This window comes from Serratia sp. H1w (genome assembly GCF_000633355.1).
In the GTDB taxonomy this organism is placed as follows: Bacteria; Pseudomonadota; Gammaproteobacteria; order Enterobacterales; family Enterobacteriaceae; genus Chania.
Genome location: NZ_AYMQ01000165.1, coordinates 1 through 13,818 on the forward strand (window position 1 = coordinate 1; position 13,818 = coordinate 13,818).

Below are 13,818 nucleotides of genomic sequence, written 5' to 3' on the forward strand. Positions count from 1 at the left end.
TTTAATATCGGCATGATAACCAGCGATGACTGGGGCAGTTATGCCAGAGAAGTGCCGAAAGACAAGCACCTGACCGGTAAAATATTTACTCAGCGTATTGAACGTAACAATCTGACACTGAGAACCCGTATCAAGCGTCTGGCCCGGAAAACAATCTGCTTCTCACGCTCTGTTGAACTGCATGAAAAAGTCATCGGTGCCTTCATCGAAAAATACATGTTCTACTAATTGGAGGCAGCACCGAACCAGGCGGCAATGGGAGCTGAGTCCGTTCAAATTGAGCTGAGAAACCAGAAGGGTGATAATTTAGGCAATAACAAGACGATGAATGCTGTTGTCAATGCCGCTGGTGAGGCGATCTTTGATCTGAAGGCTCGTGCCTATACTTCGCAAGGCGGGGTCAAGCCAGGCAGTGTCAGCACTGCCGTGCAGGTAGGATTCGTCTACCACTGATTGCTGGTATAACACCCTCAATCCCATAAGAAAGCCTGGCCCCACTTTCTTGATGGCAGAGCGATTCATGAGCGGTTTATATACCCGATGCATATCAAGCTACGGCTTGCCAGGCCGCGGGTATGTCAATCGGGGCTGTTGCAAACGCCAGTAGCCTGGCTATTTGCATTTGGCTACTGGCGAATAAAAATAAGAAAGATAACCCCTGTGAATAAGGGGATGAAGTGACATTTTTGCACACCAAATTTATCAAGGAAGTAAAAAAGGGAATTCGGCAGAAATGGGAGGATCAAAATGACTACGGCTCATGCCTATCAGAGAGGAAGTGCACATTACCCCAGTCCCTACGGGCAAAGAGGGGAGGGCGTGATCGTGATGGAGTCTTGTCCCATCACGGCGCTGGGTATGCGAACTATTTTGGCCCAGTCCTGTGGTTTGACGGACGGGGTACAGCGGGTCAGCAATCTGGCGCAAATCCCTGGGATCATGCGCCATCGCCCGGCCAGGCTGTTGATTATGGAACTGTGCGGTGAAGAAGAGTCGGTGTTGGATGGCTTGCGAGTGATTGCGCAGTGTCTGGAACACTGGCCAACCACATCGATGATCGTTTGTACCGCACTTGACGATCCGCGGGTATTGCAATTACTGACTGCGTCAGGGATCAAAGGATTGGTTCTCAAGCAGGAGCCTGCCATTGCGCTGGCACAATGCGTACAGCAGGTCATCTCGGGCCGCCGCAGCTATAGCCATAAAGTCAGGCAATTGCTCACCAATCAGTCGACCGTCAACAAGGCGTTGACCGCTCGTGAACTGGATGTCTTGGCCTATCTGTTCTCTGGCAAAAGCGTGACCACGGCGGCGATGATGATGCATCGTGATGTGCGCACCGTCAGTACGCATAAGCGTAATGCCATGCATAAACTGGGCTTTCAGAATGATGGCGAACTCTATTTGCAGGGCAAGTGGATGGCAAAAACCGGCCCGGCGTTCGTCCGTTAAGCTTGCTGTCGATATGCCCCGTTCCCTGGATGGAATAAGCGAGATAGTTATACAGGAGTAGCATATGCAACCTTTATCACAAAAACCGCTCGGCCTGGCGTTGATGGATCGTAGCCCACTCACGTTGGCAGGACTGTCCTGCTTTATCGGTACGCTTAACGCCACCACTGAGATTTCCCTGCAGGAAACCAGCATGGCAGCGATTGCCGAAGGGGTGCTGTATCAGCCGGTCGATATTCTCGTCACCGAAATCAATGGTCTGAATGAAACCGCAGAACAGGGGCGGGAAGTTCTGCTGAATCTGTGTGCACAACAGCCTGAACTGCGGGTCATTGTTTATACCAGCAGCCAGAAAGGGGAAGACCTGTGCAAACTGCTTGAGGCTTCCAATATCAGCCTTGTCTCCCGTGGGGATGAATTGCCGCAGGTGGGGGAATTCTTTCATCGGGTATTCAACGGCGAGCGTGTATTAAGCCCGTTAATTGGCTCTTATCTGGCTCGTAGCGATCCCGATAACGCCTCCAGCCTACATAATCTCACCCGTTGTGAAAATGATGTGCTGACCTCCTTATTCAGCGGGATGAGCCTGCGGGAGATTGCCGAAGTGCAGCACCGCAGCATCAAAACCATCAGCGCGCATAAATGCAGTGCCATGCGCAAACTACAGGTTAAAAATGACAGCGAATTATTTTCGTTGAGAAAGAATATTTCCTAGTGAGATAGGTTGTGCGATTATTGGTTGGAAATTGAGCGTAGCCCCCGCGGTGCTGTCAGTAAATATGGCCTGGGGGGCAACCCAGAACGAGCGGAACAATCCATCACAAGCATGGTTGCCTGTAAAGGCGGCGGTGGCGGACATTATCCAGCCAGGAAGGAATAAAAATTGAAACAGCTTCAGAAAACCCGCAGGTACCGGCAACGGTTGCTTGCCAGCCTGATCGTCAGCAGCGGTTTGCTGTTGGTGGGCTGCGCGAATGAAAGCCCGGTCACCTCTCTTGTTACCCCCGCTGCGGAGCCTGTTGTCGTTGCGGCACCTCCCCCACCTCCAAAGCCGACTCGTATGAGCCAATGCCAGAGCGAACTTGCTTCGTTGCAAACTATCAATCCCCGGGCCTACGCCGCCAGGAAGGCCAGTTTTGACAGCCTGGTAAAAAATGCTTCGGTTTACAGCGCGGTGCGTGGCGAAGTGAACTCGTCAACCAAGGATACGTTAGACGCTCTCTACAAGTATAAAACCAATCAGGTATGCGCAGAGATCGGCCGGGATGTCCTTAACGGGCTGATCCGTCGAGTGGAGGGTGTGAAATGAAGCAGGGGTTGAAATATGGTCTGGCCTTGAGCCTGACGTTGCCGTTGGGCTGTGCGTTTGCGGCCGATCAACTCAAGGATGATAGAGCCAGCACCCTCCGTTCCTTGGAGACGATCACCAGCAAGGTGGATGAAGCCCCGGCGCTGCTGTTATTGAGCCCTACGCAGATGGATGCGCTGCGCAAGCCGGTAGAAAAGGAAGTTACTAAACCGACCAGGCGTCCCGCGAGTAAAAAGCCCGTGGCGCCAGACTCAGCTTCAATGACTGAGTTAAAAACCTTACAGGCAAAAATCAATCAGTTGAACGACACTCTCAGCCAGCGGGACCAGGAATTGAAGCAACTGCGTCAAGCTGCACAGCAGGATGCGAATGCCCGCGCCGAGATTAGCCAACTGAAGCAGAATCTAGAGGATAATCTGCAGGCAACGGAACAGATGCAGCAGGATCTGGCAGCGGCCGCCGCGGTGAAGAGCGAAAACTCACAAAACAACGGTCGGCTGCAACAGGCACTTGAGCATAGCCAGCAGCAGAGTTCAGTATTACAAAAACAGTTGGATGCGCTGGCTAAGTCCCACAATGATAATAACCAGGAGAACAAGGCGTTGCAGGCCGCACTGAACGAAAGCCGTAAGCAGGCCGAACAGGCTCAGCAGGCTTTGGCGGCGTTAACCGCAAAAGCGCAGGCCACGCCAGCTTTACAGACTGCGTTAGATGAAAGCCACAAGCAGAATGAAAGCCTGCAAAGCCAACTGGCCGCGCTGCGCAAGGAAGTTGTCGAGCCAAAATCAAAGAGCGAAATTCGTGACTACGCCATTGGTAACTCGCTGGCTGAGGATATGCTGGCCTTACTGAAAGAGCGAGCGGCACAAGGCATTGAAGTGGACAGCCGCTTGGCGTTGGCGGGGGTGCAAGATACCTTCGCGGGTAAACTCAAGTTGCAGCCAGAACAGATCGACAGTGCATTGGGCGCCACCGAGGTAGCCCTGCGTCAAAATGAGCAGCAGCAAACCGAAAACACCAAAGCGGCAGGTAAACGCTATTTCGAGCAGTTTGCCAAGCAAAAGCAGGTGAAAAAAGAGGCATTAGGCTATCTCTACCGTATCGACAAACCAGGCAAAGGGCCAATCAGCGCGGATAATATGATCAGCGTGGTGGTAAAGGAAAGCCTGATCAATGGCAAGGTTATTAAGGATATGGCAGCGGCGGATACATCGATCACGCAGTTACTGAGCAGCTATCCGCCCATATTCAGATCTGCACTCCTGAAGCTGCAAAATCACGGCAGTATAACGATGGTAGTGCCGCCAGCCTTGGCTTACGGCGATAAAGGCCTACCCCCCGATATCCCGCCGGGATCGACTATGATATATAACGTCAGAATATTGGATATTGCACAACCTGCCACACCGGCGAAGTAAAAATGTACTGCCAGTTGGTGTCGATATGCTTATCCGGGTTAAATATGTATTACCCGGAAGCGTTCAACATTACTGGCAGTATAAATAACGGTGTTTTGAATGTTTCTATGGCCAAGGTAATCCTGAATTAGCCGGGTATCGATCCCTCTGTCTGCCAGGGCATAGCCGCAGGAATGGCGCAGCATATGAGGATGTACCTGAACGTCAATACCGGCTAATTCGCCGTAGGACTTTATTAAGCGGTAAAGTTGCTGGCGCGAAATCTGCCCACCGTGGCGGGAAAGAAACAGCCATGGGCTATCGGGTTCCAGGTAGCCTGGGCGTAGTGCCAGCCAGCGGCCTAACGCGATACGTTCCCGGATTTGGATAGGGTGCTGGACAGAAAAACCATTCTTTAGGCGGGATACGTGTAAGCGATTGGTAGACAGGTCAATATCCTCCAAACGCAGCCCCCGCAGCTCGCTGACGCGTAATCCATGAATAAAGCACATCAGCAGCATACAGCGATCACGGCAACCATTGGTGCCGTCCGGGACGGCGGAGATCATTCTCTCAATTTCAATATGACTGAGATATTTGCGTTTTTTCATTCTCTTATCCCTAAGTTACATAAAGCAAATATGATTGGTGATGGATTCATTTAAACATTGAATACACAGTGCGGCAAACAAATTAGTAAAACTAATTTGGGATTAGTCTTAAAAAATTATCAAATATCGAGTGTTAAAGCGGAGGTTGATGGTTATTTATTTGGAAAAAATAACTTTCCTGATCATAAATTGACCACGTTTATTGGAGCGAATAGCATATATTTTGACATTATTAAGCTCATCTTACCGTTGGGCTGATTATCTATGGCGGCTTTATGTTACCTTAGGGTTCCTGTATTTTTGGGATTTTTATTATGCTCGAAATAATGTTTTTCAACCACGACGACCACTGAATGTGGTTTATTTATGGTCCCGGGTTGGGTCAGCACGGCCAGGCCAGACCAGTGGTGAGCCACCAAACAAAATGAGAATTGTTATTGATATCACGCTTTCGCCAACTACAATGCCCGCCAGTGCATGATTTTTGGTAGGGTTTCTCATGGAGTTGTTACGGGTAGTGTTCCAGCAGTACCGCTGGCCGTTTCTGGCGGTAATGGCGTTAACCATGGCCAGTGCGGCGTTGGGGATTGGCATCATTGCATTTATTAACGTGCAACTGATGGGCGCGGCGGGCAATCCGCTGGTAGTGCTGCCGCAGTTTCTTGGCCTGCTGGCTCTGTTAATGGCGGTAACACTCGGCTCTCAGCTGGCGTTGACCACGTTGGGGCATTATTTTGTTTACCGGCTGCGTGGCCAGTTGGTGAAACGCATCTTGGATACCAACATTGAGCGCCTGGAGCAACTGGGAAGTGCCTCGTTGTTGGCTAGCCTGTCGAGTGATATCCGCAATATCACCATTGCCTTTGTCCGCCTGCCGGAATTGGTGCAAGGGGTGATCCTGACCCTGGGATCGGCGGCCTATCTGGGCTGGCTGTCGCCTGCCATGCTGGGCGTGACCGCGATCTGGGTGACGGTTACCATTTTGGGCAGTTGGTATCTGGTATCGCGGGTTTATAGCCATCTGAGCAGCGTGCGCGAGGCGGAAGAGCGGCTCTATCTGCACTATCAGGCGGCGATTGACGGGCGTAAAGAACTGGCGCTGAACCGCGACCGGGCAAAAATGCTGTTCCAGCAGGCTTACCAGCCTGATGCTGGTGATTATCGTCACCATATTATCCGTGCAGATACCTTCCATCTCAGCGCGGTTAACTGGTCGAATATCATGATGCTGGGGGCCATTGGCCTGGTGTTCTATATGGCAAACAGCCTCGGCTGGGCGAACACCACCGTGGCGGCGACTTATTCCCTGACCTTGTTGTTCCTGCGCACCCCCTTGTTGCAGGCTGTAGGGGCATTCCCAACGTTGATTGCGGCCGAAGTGGCCTTCAATAAAGTGAAAGCGCTCAAACTGGCGGACTATGAGCCGACGTTTCCGACAACCCAGGCTCGGGCGTGGCAAACTTTGGAGCTGCGTGAGGTCGCGTTCCACTATGCGGCGGGCGAACAGCAATCCGGATTTGCGGTAGGGCCGATCAATCTGACGTTACGGCGCGGAGAACTGGTGTTTCTGATTGGCGGTAACGGTAGCGGTAAATCGACGCTGGCCATGCTGCTGACGGGATTATATGTGCCCGTCAGCGGGCAGATCCTGTTGGACGGTAAACCGATCGAGGCAGCCGATCGTGAAGATTATCGCCGCCTGTTCTCGGCCATCTTTACGGATTTCCACCAGTTTCACCATCTGTTGGGGCCGCAAGGGGAAGCACCGGACGCCGAACTGGTGGAAACCTGGCTGCAACGCCTGAAAATGAAAAGCAAATTGGAGTTCGACGGTACGCGCATTACCAATCCGCAGCTTTCACAAGGGCAGCGCAAGCGCCTGGCTCTGTTGCTGGCGGTGGCTGAAAAGCGGGATATTTTACTGCTGGATGAATGGGCGGCGGATCAGGATCCCCAATTCCGCCGTACTTTCTACCGTGAGTTACTGCCTCAGTTGCGCGAAATGGGGAAAACCGTGTTTGCCATCAGCCACGACGACCACTATTTCGAGCATGCGGATCGCTTACTGCAAATGCGCGATGGGCATCTGACCGAACTGATCGGGGCCGAACGCCACCAGGCCAGCCAAGACTCCGTCCGGCAGATTGATTGATTTGCGATTGAGGGATAATACCTAACAGAGCGATTGCTGATAACGATAATCCAAATCGTCGCCAATGAATTACTCTATGTTTAAGGGGAAGCCTTACGGCTTCCAATTGACAACAGGTAGTCAGGGGCAACAACGCGCCGATGGATAATCAATCAGTTATTCCCACAGCAGAGACCCAGTTGGCAGAAATTCCAAGAATTCCGCCATCCTGGCAACTTAATGAGCGGCAACAGCGCTTTATCGAAGATCTTTGGCTGCCCGAAGCTCAGGCAGCCAGCGCTTTAGCCGATAATCTTGCGCCGCCCGGCCAGGATGCCGAACAGCATCTGTAACAGGGTCAGCCCCAGCAAGATCGTCAACGGCACCGTCCAGCCTTGCGTCAAATCATGAACCAGGCCAAACAGGGTTGGACCCAGTGCGGCCAGCAGATAGCCGATGGACTGCGCCATCCCTGAAAGCACCGTCGCCTGATGATGGTGCTGGCTGCGCAGGCCAAAGAATGACAGCGCCAGCACCAATGAACTTCCCGCGCCCAGCCCGGCAAATATCAGCCAGATAAGCGAGTGGGCAGGTAGCAACAGCAACCCACCGACGCCAATAAAGATCAACAGCGAGCTGACCAATGCGATCCCCCGCTGGTCACGTGCGCGCGGCAGTGCAAACACCATCACAAAGTTAGCGGCGATCGCCACGATCTGATAAACAAACAGCTCGAATCCGGCCTGCTGCGGTGAGGTGCCGTGGCTGGCGGCAAAGGCGCTGAACCAACCGATAATGGTGTAGAAAGTGATGGATTGCAGCCCCATAAAAAAGGCTACCTGCCAGCCTAGTGCGCTGCTCCAGGGGGAACGAAAGGTCTCTGCGGCCATCGGTGTGCCGGTTCGGGCTACCGGAGTGGGCCGCCGTTTCAACTGGGGTAGCCAGATCGCCAAGGCGATAAATGCCGGCAGGCTCCAGCACAGCAGCGAAAAACGCCAGCCATTATCGTTGAATGCCGCCAATGGCACCGCCATCCCAGAGGCGATAGCGGCCACTAGTGACATGACAGCGGCATAGGTACTGATCATCACCGCAGCCCGGTGGGGGAAATCGCGTTTTACCAGCGTAGGCAGTACCACGTTGGCAAAGGCGATGGCCGCACCAATCAATACCGTCCCTAACCACAGCATGCCGTCCCACGCTTGTGAACGCAGTACGATCCCGGCGACCAACAGCATCAGTGCCAGCCCAAGCGTACGTTCGATCCCTATGCGTTTGGCAAGCGCAGGGGTTAATGGCGATAACACCGCAAACAGGATCAGCGGCAGGGAGTTGAGCAATCCGGCGGCGGTGGCAGAAAGCATCAGTTGATGCTGGATCTGTTCCAGTAACGGGCCTACGCTGGTTAAGGGGGCACGCAGGTTGGCGGCCACCAGCATGATACCGGCCAATAATAAGCCACGCGTCAAACGACTGCGTTTAACTGCACAATTTACGGATGATTCGGGTTGGGGCATGAGATCCTCGCACCAGGCATGCAGCCAATCATTACTGCATGACGAGATGCGTTGATTGACGTTAACGCTTACGTACCGGCAGGGCTGCCAGTATCTGTGTGCCAGTCTAGGAAAGATTGGCCGCTGTGACAAGAGGTTAAGGATGACGCGATCGCTGCCGCCAGGTGACTTTGATCAAAACCAGGGCAACTAGTGCTGGCGGCAATGCCCCCTATAACGGATAGTAACGCTAGTAAACTTATTATGAGGAATTGCCATGTCTTCTTTCTACAGCCCCCGCCGCATTGTGCTTTACACCGTCGCCGTGATCGTGATTTTAGTGATCGTTGGCCTGGTGACACACCTGGGTGTCGGTTGGCTTAACTGAACCAATTAATGGTTTTGTGAAGTTGATCACCTAAGGAAAGAAAAGCCTGCCAGCTCCTGCCCGCCAAAGCCGCTTTCACTGTGCTATTTTTCACATACTCTTAACCTGCCGCCCTATCGGCCCGCGGCAGATTTCACTTTTCTTGCCCCCGTCGAGGAAATAGTTTCATTTCGTTTCGATCCGAAAGCTTTTTACCCCCATTTACTGCTAAAACTGCCCTGTAACCCCGATCACAATTTCATTGCTTTCGCTTTGTTGTAATACCGCCGCAGTAGAGCGAAAGCCATCATCTCCCGGCCTATACCGGAAACCTGAGGACCTATTGCTCATGCCAGTGAACACCGCTAAACGACGTGAACACATCATCGATCTGCTTTGCGAGCACGGTAGCGTGCGGGTGGAGCAGCTCAGCAAGCAGTTTGCCGTTTCCACGGTAACGATCCGCAACGATCTGCGCTTTCTGGAACGCAAAGGCTGTGCGCTGCGTGCTTATGGTGGAGCGATGCTCAACCAGCAATTTGCCTTCGACCGTCCGCTACACGACAAGGGGCGTTTGAATCGCGATGTGAAAGCACAGATAGCCTGCCGGGCGGCAAGCTATGTGCGTGACGGCGATGCGCTGATCCTGGACTCCGGCTCCACCACGGCTCAGATCGTGCCCTGGTTGAAGCCGCGCCGCGATCTGGTGGTGATGACCAATGCGTTGAACATTGCCTATGAGCTTTCAGGCTACGACGGGACGGAAGTGATGGTGTTGGGAGGAAGCGTCCGGCAGAACTCCTATTCGCTCTATGGCCCGGCTGCCGAGCAGCAATTGCGCCAGTACCGCTTCGACAAACTGTTTCTGGGGGTCGACGGTTTCGATCTGGTTGCGGGGATCACCACGCCTCACCCTGGTGAGGCACACCTCAATCGTGTGATGTGCGAGGTGGCGCGTGAAATTATCGCGGTGGCGGATGCCAGCAAGTTTGGTCGCAAGAGCTTTTGCATGATCCGCGAAGTCGGGCAAATTCATCGGCTGATCACAGATAGCCGTCTTCCACAAGATTACCAGCAGGCGCTCAGCGATTTAGGCGTAGATGTGGTGATAGCCGATCGCGAATAGGGCGCCCCCATGGGGGATTCATGCAGCAGTGGTTACAACTGGTAGCACAGCACAAGGCCGGCCAGCCGGTGGGGATATTTTCCGTTTGCTCCGCGCATCCTTGGGTATTGCAGGCCGCTTTACGGCAGGCAAAGGCACGTGGCACGCCGGTATTGATCGAGGCGACGTCAAACCAGGTCAACCAGTTTGGCGGTTATACCGGCCAGACCGCCGCACAGTTTCGTGATGCGCTGTGGCAGATGGCGGATGACATTGGGTTGCCGAGGAGCGCCATCTGGCTGGGAGGCGATCATCTTGGCCCCAACGCCTGGCAAGATCGCCCGGCGCAAGAGGCGATGGCGCTGTCGGAAACCTTGATTGACGACTATGTGCGCGCTGGATTTCGCAAAATCCACCTCGATTGCTCCATGTCCTGTGCCGACGACCCTACCCCATTGGGCGATGAAGTTGTGGCCCAGCGAGCGGCGCGCCTGTGTGCGGTAGCGGAACGGGCTTGGCAGCAAGCTGGTGGTGAAGCCCCGGTTTATGTGATCGGCACAGAAGTGCCAGTGCCGGGCGGCGCACAGGAAACGCTGCAAGGCATTCAGGTTACTACGCCACAGGCGGTCTCCGTCACGTTGGAAGCACACCGTCACGCCTGGCAACAGGCAGAGTTGGGCAGCGCCTGGCCGCGAGTGATTGCGCTGGTGGTACAGCCCGGTGTCGAGTTCGATCATCATAGCGTCGAGCATTACCAACCACAGGCAGCGCAGGCGTTGAGCCACTTTATCGAACGCCAGCCGGGGCTGCTGTATGAAGCCCATTCGACCGATTACCAGGCACCCAAGGCTTATTCACAGCTGGTGCGTGACCATTTCGCCATTCTGAAAGTGGGCCCGGCGCTCACCTTTGCGCTACGTGAGGCGTTGTTTGCCCTCGACCGTATCGAACGTGAATGGTTGGGGGAGCACCATTCGGCTCAGCTGCGCGCCACGCTGGAGCAGGTGATGCGCGAACAGCCGCAGCAGTGGAGCCGCTATTATCACGGCAGCCCGCATCAACAGTATCTGGATCGGCATTACAGCCTGAGCGATCGCGTGCGCTATTACTGGCCGCAGCCGCAGGTCCAGCAGGCCGTGGATACGCTGATGGCCAACTTACGGCGCAACCCGGTTCCGCTGGCGTTGCTCAGCCAGTATTTACCCGACCAGGCGCGGGCCTTGAATGCCGGTGAACTGAGCCAGGATCCGCAAGATTGGGTGATCCACAAAGTGACCCAAGTGCTCGAAGACTATCACTCAGCCTGTTACCCGGAGGTGCGCTGATATGCCCAATATTCTGATGACCCGTATCGACAACCGCCTGGTACATGGCCAGGTCGGGGTGACCTGGACCAATACGCTGGGTGCCAATCTGGTGGTGGTGGCCAACGATGATGCCGCTGCCGATCCGGTACAGCAAAACCTGATGGATATGGTGGTCGCCGAAGGCGTGCAGACCCGTTATTTCACGCTGCAAAAAACCATCGACGTGATCCACAAGGCGGCGGATCGGCAGAAGATTTTTCTGGTGTGCAAAACGCCGCAGGACGTCTTGACGCTGGTGCGGGGTGGAGTCCCCATCACCTTCGTGAACGTCGGCAATATGCACTTCGCCGCCGGGAAGCGGCAAATCCACAAGACGGTCTCGGTGGATGACGATGATATTGCCGCCTTTCGTGAGCTGGCGGCGTTGGGCGTAGCCTGCGAGGTGCGTCGGGTGCCGGATGAAGCCGGTGAAGCGATGGGCAAACTGCTTGCTTGAGCACGGGGGGAATATGTTAACTGACGCGTTATTGATTGCATTGCTGGCGGGGTTGGCCGGGGTCGATCTGTTCGATGGCCTGACCCACTTCCACCGCCCAGTAGTGATGGGGCCGCTGGTTGGCCTGATCCTGGGGGATGTCACCACCGGCTTGCTGGTGGGAGGGACGTTGGAACTGGTATGGATGGGCATGGTGCCACTGGCCGGCGCGCAGCCGCCGAACGTGGTGATCGGCGGGGTGGTCGGCACGGCGTTTGCCATCCTCACCAAGGCCGATCCCAAAGTGGCCATTGGCGTAGCGGTGCCGTTTGCCATTGCGGTACAGGGCTGCATCACGCTGCTGTTCACCGCGTTTTCGCCGATGATGCACCGTTGCGATCGCATGGTACAGGAATTGAACTGGCGCGGCGTTGAGCGGGTGAACTACCTCGGCATCAGCATCCTGTTTGTTTTCTATTTTGTGGTGGCATTTTTGCCGATCTACTTCGGTGCCGATGCGGCCAGCGCCATGGTGCAGAAAGCGCCGACCTGGCTGCTGGACGGGCTGGCGGTAGCGGGCGGCATGATGCCGGCGATCGGCTTCTCACTGCTGATGAAAGTGATGATGAAGAAAACCTACGTGGCGTATTTCATCCTCGGCTTTATCTCGGTGACGTTTCTTAAGCTGCCTATCCTGGCGGTGGCGCTGGGGGCATTGGCCATCGCGCTGATCGATTTCTTCAACAGCCAACGGGCTGATACGGACGTGACCAGAAAAACTGTTCAACCGGAGGACGCCGAAGATGGCATTTAATGATTCTGACGATCTGCTGGCGCAAAAAGCAGAAAAGCGCCTGGAACAGGCATTGGCCACCAGCCAGGTAGAGCAGGACGACTACGTCGATAGCCGTCCGGCAGAAACGCTGACGCGCGGCGATATCAACCGTATGGCCTGGCGCTCCCTGCTGCTGCAGGCATCGTTCAACTATGAACGTATGCAGGCTGGCGGTTGGCTGTATACCCTGATCCCTGGTCTGCGTAAGATCCACCGCAATCCTCAGGATCTGGCGAATTCGATGAAGATGCACATGGAGTTTATTAACGTGCACCCCTTCGATGTCACCTTCCTTTCGGGGTTGGTGCTGGCGATGGAGCAAAACAAGGAAAAAATCTCCACCATCCGAGCGGTAAAAGTGGCGCTGATGGGGCCTTTGGGCGGCATTGGCGATGCGCTGTTCTGGCTGACGCTGTTGCCGATCTGTGCGGGCATTGGGGCATCCCTGGCGCTGGAGGGTAGCCTGTTTGGGCCGATAGTGTTCCTGCTGCTGTTCAACGTATTCCACTTTGGCTTGCGCTTTGGATTGGCGCATTACGGCTATCAGGCGGGCACCAGTGCGCTGACGTTACTGAAAACCCATACCAAACGAATATCCCATGCGGCGTCGATCGTGGGCATGACGGTCATCGGTGCGCTGGTGGCCTCTTATGTGCATCTTTCTACGCCGCTGATCATGCATGCTGGTAAAGCCACCGTGGCGCTACAAACGGACGTGCTCGACAAATTGATGCCTAACCTGTTGCCGCTGTGTTTCACCTTGTTGGTGTTCTTCCTGATGAAACGCGGCTTCTCACCGGTGAAACTGATCGGTGTGACGGTAGTGATTGGCGTGGTGGGTAAATTTATCGGTTTGCTGTGAGGAAGGGAAGATGCCAGGAATTGTGATTACCGGCCACGGCGGTTTCGCCAGTGGCCTGCTACAGGCGGTAGAACAAGTGGTTGGCGAACAGCCAGCCTGTATCGCGGTGGATTTTCCCGTACATATGGGTACGGCGGAATTGAAGACCGCCCTGAGCGCAGCGCTACAAGCGGTAGCACAACCGGACGGGGTGGTATTCCTGACCGATATGCTGGGGGGATCGCCATTTCGCAGCGCCTGCGAGCTGGCCGACGTTCATGGGAACTGTGAGGTACTGACCGGGGTGAATATGCAACTGGCCGCCGAAATGATGTTGGAACGCGAAGGGTTAAGCCTGAGTGAGTTCCGTGATATGGCGCTGGCTTGTGGCAAACGCGGCTTGACCAGCCTGTGGCACGAACGGCGTAAGGTAAAATACGCTGACGTCGAGGCGGATGGGATTTAATTCGGTTTCCCCTCACCCCAACCCTC

General features: G+C 54.7%; 16 protein-coding genes. 14 read left to right on the top strand and 2 right to left on the bottom strand.

Features of this window, described 5'->3' with window-relative positions:
• The 6 genes from U869_RS0128000 to U869_RS30260 form a co-directional block, all read left to right on the top strand.
• Window positions 1–228, top strand: a 228-nt coding sequence (locus U869_RS0128000) for an IS1 family transposase (RefSeq protein ID WP_025124020.1), incomplete at its 5' end; no start/stop codon positions are given.
• Between the two features lie 96 nt (window positions 229–324).
• The gene (locus U869_RS32800; RefSeq protein ID WP_255330911.1) at window positions 325–453 is read left to right on the top strand and encodes a hypothetical protein; all 129 of its coding nucleotides are present in this window, start codon (window positions 325–327) and stop codon (window positions 451–453) included.
• A gap of 405 nt (window positions 454–858) precedes the next feature.
• Window positions 859–1,452: a LuxR C-terminal-related transcriptional regulator gene (locus tag U869_RS0128010; protein WP_232785416.1), complete on the top strand. Its 594-nt coding sequence runs from the start codon at window positions 859–861 to the stop codon at window positions 1,450–1,452.
• Between the two features lie 64 nt (window positions 1,453–1,516).
• The gene (locus U869_RS0128015; RefSeq protein ID WP_029988286.1) at window positions 1,517–2,167 is read left to right on the top strand and encodes a response regulator transcription factor; all 651 of its coding nucleotides are present in this window, start codon (window positions 1,517–1,519) and stop codon (window positions 2,165–2,167) included.
• A gap of 168 nt (window positions 2,168–2,335) precedes the next feature.
• Window positions 2,336–2,761: a hypothetical protein gene (locus U869_RS30255; protein ID WP_025123179.1), complete on the top strand. Its 426-nt coding sequence runs from the start codon at window positions 2,336–2,338 to the stop codon at window positions 2,759–2,761.
• Window positions 2,758–4,179 carry an FKBP-type peptidyl-prolyl cis-trans isomerase N-terminal domain-containing protein gene (locus U869_RS30260; protein ID WP_025123178.1) on the top strand — a complete coding sequence of 474 codons (1,422 nt, stop codon included), beginning with the start codon at window positions 2,758–2,760 and terminating at the stop codon, window positions 4,177–4,179. Before U869_RS30255 ends, U869_RS30260 begins: the two co-directional genes overlap by 4 nt.
• A gap of 38 nt (window positions 4,180–4,217) precedes the next feature.
• On the opposite strand, the gene U869_RS0128030 is transcribed toward U869_RS30260, so the two are convergent.
• Window positions 4,218–4,769, bottom strand: a complete 552-nt coding sequence (locus U869_RS0128030) for a tyrosine-type DNA invertase (protein ID WP_025123177.1) — start codon at window positions 4,767–4,769, stop codon at window positions 4,218–4,220.
• A 499-nt stretch (window positions 4,770–5,268) separates the two neighbouring features.
• On the opposite strand from U869_RS0128030, the gene U869_RS0128035 reads away from it, so the two are divergent.
• Together U869_RS0128035 and U869_RS32345 are read left to right on the top strand one after the other, a co-directional pair.
• Window positions 5,269–6,921 carry a multidrug ABC transporter permease/ATP-binding protein gene (locus U869_RS0128035; RefSeq protein WP_025123176.1) on the top strand — a complete coding sequence of 551 codons (1,653 nt, stop codon included), beginning with the start codon at window positions 5,269–5,271 and terminating at the stop codon, window positions 6,919–6,921.
• 140 nt (window positions 6,922–7,061) lie between these two features.
• On the top strand, window positions 7,062–7,253 hold the full coding sequence (locus tag U869_RS32345) for a hypothetical protein (protein WP_157834778.1): 192 nt from the start codon (window positions 7,062–7,064) through the stop codon (window positions 7,251–7,253).
• On the opposite strand, the gene U869_RS0128040 is transcribed toward U869_RS32345, so the two are convergent.
• Window positions 7,203–8,417: an MFS transporter gene (locus U869_RS0128040; RefSeq protein WP_025123175.1), complete on the bottom strand. Its 1,215-nt coding sequence runs from the start codon at window positions 8,415–8,417 to the stop codon at window positions 7,203–7,205. The two genes, U869_RS32345 and U869_RS0128040, sit on opposite strands and share 51 nt — an antisense overlap.
• A gap of 695 nt (window positions 8,418–9,112) precedes the next feature.
• Here U869_RS0128040 and agaR point away from each other — a divergent pair.
• Genes agaR through agaF form a run of 6 tightly spaced genes read left to right on the top strand, consistent with a single transcriptional unit; the run spans window position 9,113 to window position 13,792 of the window.
• The gene (gene agaR / locus U869_RS0128050; protein WP_025123174.1) at window positions 9,113–9,889 is read left to right on the top strand and encodes a transcriptional repressor AgaR; all 777 of its coding nucleotides are present in this window, start codon (window positions 9,113–9,115) and stop codon (window positions 9,887–9,889) included.
• A 20-nt stretch (window positions 9,890–9,909) separates the two neighbouring features.
• Window positions 9,910–11,193 (top strand): D-tagatose-bisphosphate aldolase, class II, non-catalytic subunit, encoded by a 1,284-nt coding sequence (locus U869_RS0128055; RefSeq protein WP_025123173.1) that lies wholly within the window; start codon window positions 9,910–9,912, stop codon window positions 11,191–11,193.
• A gap of 1 nt (window position 11,194) precedes the next feature.
• Window positions 11,195–11,671 carry a PTS N-acetylgalactosamine transporter subunit IIB gene (gene agaV / locus U869_RS0128060; protein WP_025123172.1) on the top strand — a complete coding sequence of 159 codons (477 nt, stop codon included), beginning with the start codon at window positions 11,195–11,197 and terminating at the stop codon, window positions 11,669–11,671.
• A gap of 13 nt (window positions 11,672–11,684) precedes the next feature.
• Window positions 11,685–12,464 carry a PTS N-acetylgalactosamine transporter subunit IIC gene (gene agaW, locus U869_RS0128065; protein WP_025123171.1) on the top strand — a complete coding sequence of 260 codons (780 nt, stop codon included), beginning with the start codon at window positions 11,685–11,687 and terminating at the stop codon, window positions 12,462–12,464.
• Window positions 12,454–13,347 carry a PTS system mannose/fructose/sorbose family transporter subunit IID gene (locus U869_RS0128070; protein ID WP_025123170.1) on the top strand — a complete coding sequence of 298 codons (894 nt, stop codon included), beginning with the start codon at window positions 12,454–12,456 and terminating at the stop codon, window positions 13,345–13,347. Before agaW ends, U869_RS0128070 begins: the two co-directional genes overlap by 11 nt.
• A 10-nt stretch (window positions 13,348–13,357) precedes the next feature.
• A complete protein-coding gene (agaF, locus tag U869_RS0128075) occupies window positions 13,358–13,792 on the top strand; it encodes a PTS galactosamine/N-acetylgalactosamine transporter subunit IIA (protein WP_025123169.1) in 435 nt (144 codons plus the stop codon).
• Window positions 13,793–13,818: the final 26 nt, after the last annotated feature.

Bases quoted from the DNA above. Each gene is read 5' to 3' on its own strand.
- U869_RS32800 (WP_255330911.1), top strand. From the start codon at position 325: ATGAATGCTGTTGTCAATGCCGCTGGTGAGGCGATCTTTGATCTGAAG.
- U869_RS0128010 (WP_232785416.1), top strand. From the start codon at position 859: ATGCGAACTATTTTGGCCCAGTCCTGTGGTTTGACGGACGGGGTACAG.
- U869_RS0128015 (WP_029988286.1), top strand. From the start codon at position 1,517: ATGCAACCTTTATCACAAAAACCGCTCGGCCTGGCGTTGATGGATCGT.
- U869_RS30260 (WP_025123178.1), top strand. From the start codon at position 2,758: ATGAAGCAGGGGTTGAAATATGGTCTGGCCTTGAGCCTGACGTTGCCG.
- U869_RS0128030 (WP_025123177.1), bottom strand. From the start codon at position 4,769: ATGAAAAAACGCAAATATCTCAGTCATATTGAAATTGAGAGAATGATC.
- U869_RS0128035 (WP_025123176.1), top strand. From the start codon at position 5,269: ATGGAGTTGTTACGGGTAGTGTTCCAGCAGTACCGCTGGCCGTTTCTG.
- U869_RS32345 (WP_157834778.1), top strand. From the start codon at position 7,062: ATGGATAATCAATCAGTTATTCCCACAGCAGAGACCCAGTTGGCAGAA.
- U869_RS0128040 (WP_025123175.1), bottom strand. From the start codon at position 8,417: ATGCCCCAACCCGAATCATCCGTAAATTGTGCAGTTAAACGCAGTCGT.
- agaR (WP_025123174.1), top strand. From the start codon at position 9,113: ATGCCAGTGAACACCGCTAAACGACGTGAACACATCATCGATCTGCTT.
- U869_RS0128055 (WP_025123173.1), top strand. From the start codon at position 9,910: ATGCAGCAGTGGTTACAACTGGTAGCACAGCACAAGGCCGGCCAGCCG.
- agaV (WP_025123172.1), top strand. From the start codon at position 11,195: ATGCCCAATATTCTGATGACCCGTATCGACAACCGCCTGGTACATGGC.
- agaW (WP_025123171.1), top strand. From the start codon at position 11,685: ATGTTAACTGACGCGTTATTGATTGCATTGCTGGCGGGGTTGGCCGGG.
- U869_RS0128070 (WP_025123170.1), top strand. From the start codon at position 12,454: ATGGCATTTAATGATTCTGACGATCTGCTGGCGCAAAAAGCAGAAAAG.
- agaF (WP_025123169.1), top strand. From the start codon at position 13,358: ATGCCAGGAATTGTGATTACCGGCCACGGCGGTTTCGCCAGTGGCCTG.